General features: G+C 43.0%; 11 protein-coding genes. 1 reads left to right on the forward strand and 10 read right to left on the reverse strand.

Going from position 1 to position 13,465, the window contains the following annotated elements; all coding sequences use genetic code 11:
* Positions 1-204: 204 nt before the first annotated feature.
* From ftsA to ACT3QR_RS04540, 10 genes are all read right to left on the reverse strand, one after another.
* A complete protein-coding gene (gene ftsA, locus ACT3QR_RS04495) occupies positions 205-1,497 on the reverse strand; it encodes a cell division protein FtsA (protein ID WP_444520192.1) in 1,293 nt (430 codons plus the stop codon).
* A gap of 166 nt (positions 1,498-1,663) precedes the next feature.
* Entirely contained in the window at positions 1,664-2,452 is a 789-nt protein-coding gene (locus ACT3QR_RS04500; protein ID WP_444520193.1) for a cell division protein FtsQ/DivIB, read from the reverse strand.
* A 377-nt stretch (positions 2,453-2,829) separates the two neighbouring features.
* Positions 2,830-3,822, reverse strand: coding sequence for a D-alanine--D-alanine ligase (locus ACT3QR_RS04505; protein WP_444520194.1), 993 nt, complete (start codon positions 3,820-3,822; stop codon positions 2,830-2,832).
* Positions 3,823-3,845: 23 nt separating this feature from the next.
* The gene (gene murC, locus ACT3QR_RS04510; protein ID WP_444520195.1) at positions 3,846-5,285 is read right to left on the reverse strand and encodes a UDP-N-acetylmuramate--L-alanine ligase; all 1,440 of its coding nucleotides are present in this window, start codon (positions 5,283-5,285) and stop codon (positions 3,846-3,848) included.
* A gap of 66 nt (positions 5,286-5,351) precedes the next feature.
* Positions 5,352-6,437, reverse strand: coding sequence for an undecaprenyldiphospho-muramoylpentapeptide beta-N-acetylglucosaminyltransferase (gene murG, locus ACT3QR_RS04515; protein WP_444520196.1), 1,086 nt, complete (start codon positions 6,435-6,437; stop codon positions 5,352-5,354).
* A gap of 281 nt (positions 6,438-6,718) precedes the next feature.
* The gene (gene gshB, locus ACT3QR_RS04520) at positions 6,719-7,690 is read right to left on the reverse strand and encodes a glutathione synthase (RefSeq protein WP_444520197.1); all 972 of its coding nucleotides are present in this window, start codon (positions 7,688-7,690) and stop codon (positions 6,719-6,721) included.
* A 52-nt stretch (positions 7,691-7,742) separates the two neighbouring features.
* Entirely contained in the window at positions 7,743-8,447 is a 705-nt protein-coding gene (gene pyrE, locus ACT3QR_RS04525; RefSeq protein ID WP_444520198.1) for an orotate phosphoribosyltransferase, read from the reverse strand.
* 62 nt (positions 8,448-8,509) lie between these two features.
* Entirely contained in the window at positions 8,510-9,532 is a 1,023-nt protein-coding gene (locus ACT3QR_RS04530; RefSeq protein ID WP_444520199.1) for a hypothetical protein, read from the reverse strand.
* Positions 9,533-9,619: 87 nt separating this feature from the next.
* Positions 9,620-10,459, reverse strand: a complete 840-nt coding sequence (locus ACT3QR_RS04535; RefSeq protein WP_444520200.1) for an SDR family oxidoreductase — start codon at positions 10,457-10,459, stop codon at positions 9,620-9,622.
* 87 nt (positions 10,460-10,546) lie between these two features.
* Complete coding sequence (locus ACT3QR_RS04540; RefSeq protein WP_444520201.1) at positions 10,547-12,688, reverse strand: Lnb N-terminal periplasmic domain-containing protein; 2,142 nt, start codon at positions 12,686-12,688, stop codon at positions 10,547-10,549.
* Positions 12,689-12,839: 151 nt separating this feature from the next.
* Here ACT3QR_RS04540 and ampD point away from each other — a divergent pair, with 151 nt between their 5' ends.
* Complete coding sequence (gene ampD / locus ACT3QR_RS04545) at positions 12,840-13,448, forward strand: 1,6-anhydro-N-acetylmuramyl-L-alanine amidase AmpD (protein ID WP_444520202.1); 609 nt, start codon at positions 12,840-12,842, stop codon at positions 13,446-13,448.
* The last annotated feature ends 17 nt before the right edge of the window (positions 13,449-13,465 follow it).

Consider the following 13,465-nt stretch of genomic DNA (forward strand, 5'->3'; position numbering starts at 1 on the left):
CTCATGTGGCGCGCTATCGACATACTATATATAAATGTATTTAAATAAAACAGGGTATGGCTAAAATCATTCAGTGTAGACAATAATATGTCATTACCATTCAGTACGTTATTTTTAAAACTAGTTCATTCGCAATGTTACTTTATTTTTTGCTTAACCAATTTAGAGGCATTCTCTAGCGTATGGATGCTCTGTTAAACAAGTCTATAATATTTTCTTTAAAACATTCGCAAAACGTTGACCCGCACTTCGAAATACGCCTGATACTCGATTATTTTGAATGGCTTCAGGTTCACTTTTTTCGCTGCGGCGGAATTGCTCGCTCTGACTATATAGCAACGTACCAAAAGCTGTCTGATAAGCACGGTCGTTAACTTGGCTATTGAGTAGCTTAAAGGACTCGTCATTATCAAAATGATTATAAGCACTGATAGCAGGATGGGTGTTGGTCAATACGACAGGCATTTTTAGTAGCTTTTTGGCAAAGGGTATCATACCTTTAATAGTACTACCGCCACCAGTCAACACAATCCCTTTATCGATATAGCCTATCAACCCTGCTTCATGTAACTGACGTGCTACTTCAGTAAATATCTGAACATAACGAGCTTCGATAATACGTGCCAAATTATAAACGCCGATGTTAATTTCGTCACCCGATCCTTGAGGTTTGAACAAAAAGAATGCACTTGGATCGACGCTATTGACATCAGCTGTACCATGAGATTTCTTCAGTTTTTCAGCCTCAATCATGGAAATACCAAAATCAGCTGAAATATCCATCGTTACTTCATGACTACCTGTCGCGATACAATGTGTAAAAATCAATTTATTTTCTTTATACACACAAATACTGGTCGTACTGGCACCAATGTCTACCAAGCAAACACCTTGCTGGCGTTCCTCAGTCATTAAACTATACTCAGCACTAGTTACAGCATCAAAAACAATATGATCAATGCCAACGTCACAACTTTGTAATAGTTTCTGGATATTCTGACGGCTGGCAACAGGCATCATCATCATGTGGTACATCACAGTAATATTGTGTGCCATCATCTCGATGACATCATCCACCATAAAGTCTTGCTCATCGACATAGATACCTTGCTGACAACAATGCATCAAGTAATTGTCAGATGATAAATCGCGCGACTTTGCATTGGCCAATGCTTGTACCATGTCTTTAGCACGTACAACTTCGTCTTCTACCTTGACTTCTCCAGCACTATTTTTGCTAGATAACTCAGGTGTTGCAAGTGTTAACCAAACACTATGCACACGGCAGTTAGCCGTATCTTCTGCTTCTTGAATGGCTTGTTTTATAGCACCTTGCAGACGTTCACGGTGTTTTATCTGACCCTGATAAAAATCGCTGTTTTTAACTTGTCCTACGCCCAAAATACGAATGTCTTTTGCAGAGACAACATTGCCTATTACGACATATACTGCCGTGGCACTTAGATGGACAACAACCAGATTTTCATTATTTTTCATGGTACCAGACAAATTATCGCTAAACAGAAGAGCAAGTGATGCTCTTCTATTAAATCATTAAAAAAAGCGTCACTAATACGCTATGATGTTGTACATATCTTATTTAAACTAAATAAACCGTTTTAGCCCAGCTATCGATTATCTATCATCATTATTCTTACTTAGGCTATTCTGATTCATCACTTTGCGTCGTATTCCAAGCAATGGTAAAACCATTTTTATATCGTAAATCTACAGACTGCATTTCATCTCGGCGCGTACTTAATTGATTGCCAAGCAGCTGGCTTAAATTAAGTAATTTTTGTGCTGTGTTCTCATTGTCTACAATCACACGCAGACCATTGTCAAAGCGAATCAGCCAAGTCATTCTTGGTGATAGAATGATATCTTCGACCTGCATACCAAGTGGTGTATACCAATCATTAACTTGCTGCATCTGTTGCATAATAACCGGTGCTTGAGATATCTCGCCCTGTAAGGTCGCAAACTGCTCTTGCGTCAAATCTATACTATCAGCAGGAACAAACACAGCACCTTTTGCATCAACCAAACGTTCTGTACCAAAATTAGCAACCGCTTGTTTGGGCAATGCATTGATAACAATACCACGTTGCCAATCACGAGAAATACTTACTTGGTCTACCCAAGCTAAACCCATCGTGATGTCTCGCAATGCCTGCAAATCAGAGGTGAAAAAACTGCTTACTTGCTGTTGTTCCATTACTTCTTGTAATGAGCGATATTGGGCAACAGACAGACCTTGATTACTAACATAAATATTTGCTGGCGGTGCATCACGTAAAGCTTTGCCGCCCATCATTAATATTAGCACTAACAAACCTAAGACCAGTACCATAAATAGATACTTTACCGTTGCTGGTATTTGGAGCTTAGATTTTGGGCGACCGTCTTTATCACTCATCAAGTCAGTTACCTCGTTGACAGTTTGAGCCATAACGACCTTTGTCCCTATATTTGCATAAAACTGATCATGCTATTTATTGATATAAATCTGCGTATTCTTGGCAGAAGCTTATTAAGTCGATATATTATCAAATTTTATTAAAAATACAGCTTACCTACAGTTATTACGCTCATTTAAACGTAACATTTTTCTTAAATTATGAATAAGTTAACAGCTGTATCCACCAAAAAACATGAATATCGCCAAAACATGCCTATTTTTACAATATTAACGTATTTTATGGTTAAACAATAGTCAAACACTAACTAGTGGTAGTGAATTTACACAAGTTTACATGAGGCTGTGGTATAGCAGCTCTAGTGATACAAAAAGACATCATCTTTTGCTTAATTTGATTGAAATGGCGACTATAAAGTCTGTGCCAAAATATGCCAACATAGGGCGTCAAAATCTAGTCCCCGAGCTTTGGCCGCCATTGGAACCAAACTATGACTGGTCATACCTGGTACGGTATTGATTTCGAGCAACCAAAAATTGCCCGCTTCGTCTTGCATGGCATCGACACGCCCCCACCCTTTTGCATCTACTGCACGAAACGCCGCAAGACTCAAATCTTGCAAATGCTTTTCATCAGCAGTGCTCAATCCACATGGGATATAGTAACTGGTATCATTACGATTATATTTGGCTTCAAAATCATAGAAGTTAGTGATATCAGCTGGTTCGAGGCGAATAACAGGATAAGCTTCGTCGTCGATGATAACGATCGTAAACTCACGACCTGTGATCCAACGCTCAGCCATTACCTCATCACCACATTGCACTGCAGTTGCATAAGCAGCAGGCAGCTCATCAAGATGATGAACCTTGGTCATACCAATACTTGAACCTTCGTGAACTGGCTTAATGATAAGTGGTAGACCTAACATATTGACCACTTGCTGCCAGTCAGTATCAGCCGTCAATAATGAAAATGGTGCAGTAGATAGACCGCAACCATGCCATAGCTGCTTGGTACGTACTTTGTCCATACCAAGCGCAGAAGCTAGAATGCCTGAACCTGTCTGCGGTATCTCAAACCACTGTAATACGCCTTGTAGCAGACCATCTTCGCCGCCGCGACCATGCAATACATTAAACACACGATCATATGCGCGTAGCTCAGTAATATCCTGATGCTTTGGATCAAAGTGAGTCGCATCAACACCTTGGTTTTGGAGTGCTTGCAATACTGCCGCACCACTGTCCAAAGACACGCTGCGCTCATTGCTACTACCACCATAAACAACCGCTACTTTACCAAACTGACTAGCGTCTTTTTCGTTAGTTGTCGCGTCTAAAGATGTATTATTGATAGCAGAATTTTGAGTGCTACTGTTGTCTTTATTATCAGTTGTCATGAGGTTTGTTCCTAAATTTTGGCTTACTTAATATAAAGGTTATTGGCGGCCAAATCGATAGCAATCTGCCCAATATTACCAGCACCTTGGGTGATCAGCATATCATTGGCTTTCAACAAACGCTGCATAACAGGGGCTAGATTGTCTTTATCAACGATAGTTGGTTCAACTTCACCACGTAAACGAATACTGCGCGCTAATGACTTGGTATCAGCACCCGTAATCGGATTCTCGCCTGCTGAATAAACATCTAATAATAATAGCTCATCAACACTCGATAGTACTTCCACAAAATCATCGTAGCAATCACGAGTACGGCTATAACGATGCGGCTGAAATAGCATCACTAAACGACGATCGGGGAAGCTTTGACGAGCGGCTTTAATGGTCGCATCGACTTCTTTTGGATGATGACCATAATCATCAATCAATAAAACATTGCCATCATCGATATCAACAGAAGCATGCTGCTCAAAACGACGCCCCACGCCTTCAAACTTCTGCAAAGCACGCTCAATTGCTGCATCGTCAACGCCTTCATCAGTCGCCATAGTAATAGCAGCCAGAGCGTTATAGACGTTATGCGTACCAGGAATATTCAACGTCAGGCGCAATGGTTCACGGTCACGGCGTAATACTGTGAAATGAGTTTTGGTACCTTCAGTCTCTAAATCAACAGCTTGTACATCATTGAACGGCTCAAAACCAAAGGTCAATACTGGACGACCGATATCATCAATCATTGCATATAGTTCAGGGTCATCACCGCAGACCACTGCCAAACCGTAAAATGGCATGTTTTGTAGAAACTGAATATAAGCGGCTTTTAATTTATCAAAACTATTTTCGTAGGTTTCCATATGGTCTTGGTCGATGTTAGTCACAATCGCCGCCATAGGATGTAATGATAAGAATGATGCATCAGACTCATCAGCTTCTGCAACCAAGAAACGACTGCTACCTAATGCTGCATTTTTGCCTGATGCATTTAATTTACCACCGATAACATAGGTAGGGTCTAGCTGCCCTTCTGCCATCATCGTAGTAAGCAAACTGGTCGTCGTCGTTTTACCATGTGCGCCAGCAACCGCAATACCATGACGATAGCGCATTAGTTCACCAAGCATATCGGCACGGCGTACTACTGGCAATCGAGCTTCAAGCGCTGCTTTTACCTCAGGGTTGCTACGGTCAATCGCTGATGAGACAACGATAACATCAGCGTTGGCGATGTTTTTGGAGTCATGGCCAATCGATATCTCAATACCAATTTGCTGTAACCGTTTGGTCACTAAGCTTTCTGCGATGTCAGAGCCACTGACCTGATAACCTTGATTATTCATCACCTCAGCGATACCGCACATGCCTGAGCCACCAATACCGATGAAATGCAAATGCTGAATACGGCGCATCTCTGGTATTTCAATCAAACGCTTAGGTAGAGCTTTCGCAGAGGTAGGCATAAGGGTCTCTCTTTATTAAAGGTCAATAAAATTTAGTAAATTCAAATAAGGGGTATAGATTACAGACTATAGCGCTTGCCAAATGATGTCAGCAACTTGCTTACTCGCACTGCGGTTGGCCAATGCATGGCCTTTCTTCGCCATTGTTAAGCACTTCTCTCGGTTGAGTATGCCAAGCTCGTCACTTAGGCTCTTGGCAGTTAGCTCTGACTGCGGTAACAAAATTGCAGCATCATGGGAGGTCAGCGTGCGCCCATTAGCCGTCTGATGATCATCCACTGCATGCGGTAACGGTACAAAAATAGCAGCAATCCCAACGTTTTGGATTTCAGTCACTGTCAATGCACCTGCGCGGCAAACGATAATATCTGCCCAGTTATAAGCTGCAGCCATATCATCAATAAACGGCTGTACAGTAAACTGATGGTTGTTTAGATCTTGTTCGCTATAAGCCGCTTGCGTGGCTGTTTCGTTATTGCGTCCACACTGGTGAAGCACTTCAAATGGCTGATCTAGTAATGCTAATGCTTTTGGTACTGTATCATTCAATACCTGAGCGCCAAGTGAACCACCGACTACCAACAGTTTAAGCGGTGAGCTATCATTTACATCGTAGCGTGACGTTGGCTCTGCGACACCAGCGATGGCATTACGCACAGGATTGCCCACTGTCTCAAGCTTGGCATCTTGCTGACTATTAGCAAAGGTATTTTCAAATGCTTGTAATGTCTTTGTCGACAGTTTAGATAGGTAGCGGTTACTCATGCCAGCGATAGCATTTTGCTCATGAATAATCAATGGCGTATTAGTCATGCGCGCAGCGATACCACCAGGCGCAGTAACATAACCACCGAACCCAACGACCACATCAATATGATTACTACGAATCACTTTTACGGCAGCCATCGTCGCTGATAGCAGAGTGACAGGTAGCTTTAATAGTCGACCAATGCCTTTACCACGAAGCCCTTGCATATTAATAGCATGAAAAGGATAACCTGTCGGCTCAACCAAACCGTTTTCCATACCGTTTGGCGTTCCCAACCAGTGAATTACCGCACCGCGCTGGGTCAGCTCGTCGCTCACTGCAAGCGCTGGAAAAACATGCCCGCCCGTACCAGCTGCCATCATTAATATATGCGGTGTTTTCATGAACGCCTGCCTGTCTTTGCTTTATTTATATGAAGGGTTTATCTCACTACTGCAGTGACAATTATCAAAAAAATAATGACCTAGCCAAAGCCCGCATAGTATAGAGGAAATTATTGTCTTATATACAGTACTTTATGCAGTAAAAACAACAAAAGTCCAAGCCATGACTGCTCAAGGCTTGGCGCCGTGTAATGCTAATAAACGATAAGAGAAATCAGTGACTAACAATACCTTAAAATGTAGGTTTTACGTAGTCAAAAGATTTTTTAGTATAGATAAGACTATACCTTAACTTTATTCTCAATCGCCATGATAAAGTCGGTTGCGATATCTGTACCGCATTGATCATCAATCTCACGTACACACGTTGGGCTAGTGACGTTAATCTCAGTGATACGTCCGCCGATCAAGTCTAGACCAACAAACATTAGGCCTTTTTCTTTAACGATTGGTGCCACAACTTCTGCTACTTGGCGTTCGATATCAGTCAATGGCATGGCAACACCGTTACCACCAGCTGCTAGATTACCACGGGTCTCGCCTTTCGTTGGAATACGGGCCAAACTATAATCTACTACGACTCCATCGACGATCAACACGCGTTTATCGCCCTCTTTAATCTCTGGCAGATAACGCTGCGCCATGATAGGCAAAGTCTCAAGCTCAGTCAGTATCTCTAACGTCACCCCAATGTTTGGACTGTCAGCAGTCAAACGGAAAATACCAGTGCCGCCCATACCATCTAGTGGCTTGACGATGACGTCCTGCTGTTCAGCAATAAATTTACGAATATGTGCTTGCTTACTAGTTACAATCGTTGGGCTCATATAATCGCTAAACCACGTTGCAAATAACTTCTCATTGCAGTCTCGAATCGCTTGTGGATCATTGACCACGAGCACGCCTGCTGCTTTGGCATGGTCAAGCATATAGGTAGCATAGATAAAGCGCATATCAAACGGCGGATCTTTGCGCATCAAGATCACGTCATAGTCACCCACTGGTCCTGTTACTTTATCACCCAATGTATAGAAATCTGCAGGGTCACGCTTCACTGTAAGCGGCTGCGTATCAACCATCAACTGACCACGGTTCAACCACAAATCATGAATCTGACAGTAACCAAGCTGATGACCGCGATCCTGAGCGGCCCACATCATAGCGAGGCTGGTGTCTTTTTTATAATTGACTCGCTCGATAGGATCCATAATAACGAGTATTTTTAGCGATTTTTCTTGTTTTTGTTGGCTCATGATAAGACTCACTTACGTTATATTATTAATATGAAACGAACTCAGTGCCCAACTATACGCCGTACTGCTCACGGTAGTGTTGCATTTTGGCTAACTGTGTCGCATCTTTATATTGGCTATTTTCATCGGCCAAATAACTGATCAAGTCATCGATATCGACCAATGCACGTACAGGCACTTCTAGTGTTGCAGCAAGCTCTTGGATAGCAGAATGCTCGCTTTGACCTTTTTCTTTACGATCGAGTGCAACGATAATACCAGCAACGCTTGCGCCTGCTTGCTCTAAAATCTCGACCACTTCGCGCATGGCTGTACCTGCTGTGATGACATCATCAAGCACCCAAACGGCCTTGTCAGTTACGTCAGCACCTACCAGATTTCCACCTTCGCCATGTGTTTTGGCTTCTTTCCGGTTATAACCCCATTTAGCGTTAATACCATGATGCAACCATAACGCTTGCGCCGTCGCTGCGACAAAAGGAATACCTTTATAGGCCGCACCAAAGATGACCAGCTCTTGCTCATTATCGCCATTATTTGCCGCATTCATTTGTTCAGCTAAGGCATCTGCATAACCACGTGCTAGTAACGACAACATCTCACCCGTCGCAAGCAAGCCTGCATTAAAAAAGTATGGACTGATACGACCAGACTTGAGAACAAACTCACCAAATTTGAGAACTTGGTTATCTAAAGCCAGTTGAATAAATTGATGAGATGAAAACGTAGGGTCTTGAGGGCGTGCTACATGAGACATTATGACATTCCTATCAGCAAAAAGAGGGAGCAAAAAATTTGCATTATTGTACGCATTATTGATCAGCTTGACCAACCATTGATCTCATAATCCTGCATATTGGCATAGCGAGTCAACAAACCACTACGCGACGAGATATTAAAATAACTCTGTCCATCTGCTCGGACTTGTATCTCCCAGCGCAAATGATAAGCGGCAACAACGATATGACCAGCAAATAGACGAATCTGACGATAGGCGTGACGCTGCGACGGCTCACAAACGATTTGACTGAGCAAGTAGCTACGCACATGCTGACAGATTTCTGATGCGCTATAACTATGGTTGATACTCTTACGGGTACTACATTGCTTTAGCGCATGGACAGCCACACTACATGCCATGATATCCGTTGCCAAACTGCCCTCGCCTGTCTCAAACTGCTGCGGTTGCAATATCACTTGCCAATCGTCGGCATACAGACTGTTAAGTAGCTCATCAGGATTATAACGTTTAGTCAATGCGCGCATAGATGCTGAAGAATTTTCAGCCCTGTTGTCATTATCTGAGTCGCTAGCTGATTCAACTACTGTAGAACTATCAGTAGGCAAAAACCCATGACGGTTTAGTTTTGGATAAGCACGAATCGCCTGCTGAATATCTGACATATCTAATAATGTCATATCTGACAGTGCTGGTAATAATGGCTGCTCACTATGATTCTGATAAAAGCTATCAGGTAATTCGATAAGCTGTGCCGCACCCAGCAGTGATAAATGCTCAGCCAATGCTTCTGAAGCAATCAATGACCATTTCGATAAGCTGTCTTCCTTGGGCTGATAGAATCGAGTCGAGTTACCATAAAGCCTGCGCAGTTGACCATTCAGGCGACGAGCAGGCTCAGGAATATCACTCAATGGTCTAGCAGGATCAAGAGGAAATTGTTTGGGATCAAAGTTAGGATGTACGATCGCAGGTTGCTGCGAATCAGCTAATATAGACGATTGCTCAGCCTTTTTTTGGACGTTACCTTCTGCTAGCTGCCCGCCTTCTGTTGCCAGATTAGCATGAGACAAACGGTCATCAGAAGTAGAAGGCTGGGACATGAAATCTCCATAGACTATAAAATATAAAACAAATAAAAACGATTACACTAAAGGATATTTTACTTTTTAGAGCTAATATTTAAAGACTTACTCTTGGTGGTTCAAAATATCGCGGTAGCCTATCTGCCAGTCAGCATAATCAAGCCAAGCTAACGGAATGTTGCTGTGCAAGCGTTTTCCTGTCACTGAGGTTTTTGTATTATCAATAGTAGGAAGTGTCTCGCCAACCTGCTCACTTAGCCAAACCCCTAGCTCAAACGTAGTCACAGGTCGATAGTCCGTCGCTATATAGATAGGCTTCGGCACTTCTATCATCAACACTTTAGTGATGATATTGACCAAGTCGCGATCCATGATGCGATTGCTCCAATGCTCAGCTGGCACTGGATCTTTATTTGGCTCACGAGCCTTGCGTAGACGCATTAAACGCTCGCGCCCATAGATACCACTAGGGCGAATAATAATGGCTTTATCATCAAATCCTTGTTGCAGCGCTTGCTCTGCTTGCAATATGACTTTCGAGGCTTCACGTGCAGGCGTAACAGGCGCCGTATGCTCATCAATCCACTCACCATTGTCCTGACCGTAGACACCAGTAGAAGAGATGAATACCACACGCTCAAGTTTGGTGAGCTGTGGAGCAAGCGCTGCCAAATGCTGACTAATCGCTAGATAACTGTCTTGATAACCGCTGGTCGAATACTCGTCAGGGGTGACAATAATCGCAATATGAGTAAATTCTTGCAGCTGCGCAGCCTTCAGCGTCAACGCATCAGCCTGCAAAAAATTTGCGATATCTACCAAACCATAATGGTGGCGCTCACTACGAGCAAGCCCAGTCACATAATAGCCATCTTGGGCAAGTTTATTGGTCACTGGCAGACCGATATCACCTTGTCCGATAATTAGTAAATTTTGCGTACTCATAAAGCATCTTTCCCTTTGTATAACTATTACAGCACTTAGAAGCCATTTTGTTTAAATTAATGCCTAAATCAGTGTCTAAACCAAGGTTTAAAAATACCGTCTATATGATAGCTGTATATCATCATTGGCATCGATACGTTCTTGCCATTCATAATTGGCATTAATACGTAGTGCTTGCTTTTTATCAATGTCATATTGCAATCCTAGGCTTGAAACTGGTTGCCAATAATGACCACGGACACTGGGTTCGTCGCTGCTGCCATGATACCAATATGGCAATTGCAATTCAGCTTGCGCGCGTAACTGATTGTTAATCTGATAACGGCAGCCAGCATTAATACCTGCGCCTAGACGAAAACCTTTATTGATACCGCGTCCTACTTGCCCCGTACCTGCCAAAAACGTATAACACAGTTGCGGCGGCATCTCACCAGTACCTGCGGCTGGTGTACCAAATGCCCACGACCAGCCTTTCTCGTAACCAACACTACCGACCAAATGATCTGTACCTGTTTCTTGCGAGCCATCATTTACTCGTGTTGCTTCAATACTAGCACCCCAAGTGTTACCCTTTTTGGCAGTATTGACAGGGTTAAAAGAGCGGCCACGAATTAAGGTAACGTTTTGCAAGACCACACTGTCTGGCTGGTTGGTATCGTCATCTGTATCATACAGTCGCAATGTTGCCGCTAGCCCCTCCAAGTTAAAAAACTGTGGATACCCTGAAGCGCGGTCAAGCGTATCATGAAAGCCCGCTCGAAACCCAATATCCATATAGTCATTGTCCCCACGCTGCCCTATAGCTATCGTGCCCAACTGTAGCGGATGCCTATCTATTGGATTATTATCCGATACGTCGATTTGACGCTTGAGTAGTGTTTGCCCATCACCTGACATGCTCGATACAGGGTTAAGCTGCGCAGATTTGATCTCATTCACGGTTTGTTTGGCGCTATTATGATAGCCCAACTGCGCGCGCTGTTGTTTCCTCTCATTGAGCTGAGCTTGACGTAAGGTATTATCAGCAGGCGTATAAGTGGTACTTGCCAGCAACTGTTCATTATTTAATAGCTGAATCACATCAGAAGGCACAACAGCATAAGACAATTGGCTCAATAAGTTTTGCTGCGGACGAACCACATCAATAAGACGCAAAATCTCAGAAGCACAGTTGTCCGTGGTAAAGTAATACGGCATCTTTAACGCTTTAGTTTCCCAAACGTGGCGCATAATTTGCTGAACTTCTGCTGGCGTCAAACTCAACTGATATGTCCACGCGTCACGCTCATCATCTTGCAGATATTTCGCTAGCATCTCTGGATAAGGATCAATTTCGATAGCGCTATTGTAGCTACCAATCATTGACTTGGTAGCATAGACTGGAAAACTGTCATTTGGATCACCGTCTACCGTATAGTTCAGTGCATAAGCCTTATCGATTTTATTTGGATCGGCAATGCTCGCTTTTGAGTCAATGCGTAGCAACGTATGAGCAAACGCAGAGAGTGGATTGTCTAAGTACTCCTGCGCAAACATAATAGATAGCTGCTCAGGCGCCAATGTCGACATCCATTCATCTAACTCAGGACACTCAGTTGATAAACTTGCAGCATCGATCGCTAGCATCTCTGTCAACCATGCCACTCGCGCTGGAAAACGACATAAGACAGAATTATTATTATCAGTTTTAACTTGATTGTTCTCAGTTTCTGATGATGACGCTAACTCTTGCGCAAGTGCTACGAGCATCGCATCTAATTCTGCGTCTGAATCTTGTTGACCATTCTTACTCAAAAAAAAGCTCGGATCATCGACCAAACTTACGGTTTTCTTTTTACCAAATACACTGTTTTTATCATCGTAAAAATACAATAAGCGTCGCCATGTTGTATGCTGTGCCAAATTGTCTGTTTTTACTTGTTGCCGCCATGTCGATAGCAACTGGTTTGTAGCCACACTTGAATCCAATAAAGTACTATCTTGAATATTAGGTTCAGTGCTATTAATATCTTTGGGCTCAGCCAATACGTCTGAATCAGAATAAATCGGTGCTATGCTAGATGCGTCAGGTGACAGTGCCTCTGTTTCAAGAACGGACAGTGACGTTGGTAAAAATGCCTGAGCTTGCGCCGAAAATAATATTCCTGCTACAGCTAACGGTAGGCTTGCTCGCAGGCCAATGGTCATTAGCGTACAATCGATAGGTATGGACATCAGTTTTATAGACATGAGGTAAAATCTCGCACGTTATTGTTCATACGCTATCAGTGTTATTAAAGTTGCTGGGTTAAAAAACCAAATACATGGCCCGCTATCGTTTAGCTACTTAAATAGATTGCTTATCACATCATTATCAATACTAGTATCAAAAGAGAGTGTTATGACTGCATCATCACCAAACTCATCATCCACGTCGCCAATGACCATCAAAGATGGACTGCTATCAGCTGCCACTTGGTTAGCCTCACCCAATTATAATGTAAGACCAACAGGTTTGAGCCTTGACGCTATCGTCGTACATAACATTAGCCTACCACCGAATGAGTTTGGTGCCTGCGACACTAATGGCACACATTATGTGAAAGCATTATTTACCAATCAATTAGACTGGGATGCTCACCCTTATTTTCAAACAATCAAGGGTGCAGAAGTATCAGCGCACCTATTAATCGAACGTGATGGTGCTATCACTCAGTTTGTCAATTTCAACGAACGCGCTTGGCATGCTGGGCGGTCTAGCTACTTAGGCCGACCTGAATGTAATGATTATAGCATTGGCATCGAACTTGAAGGGTCAGATTTTACGCCTTTCACTGACATGCAATATGACAGGCTCGCACAAGTCGTCAGTGCTATCTATGAAGCTTATCCTAAAACACGTCGTCACTTGACTGGCCACAGTGATATCGCGCCTGGGCGTAAGACTGACCCTGGTGATTACTTTGAGTGGGCAAGATTGCGTGAGTGTATCTCAAACCTATTAAAGTAGGAAGTGGTCTAATATGA

This window comes from Psychrobacter sp. AOP7-B1-25 (assembly GCF_052376195.1).
In the GTDB taxonomy this organism is placed as follows: domain Bacteria; phylum Pseudomonadota; class Gammaproteobacteria; order Pseudomonadales; family Moraxellaceae; genus Psychrobacter.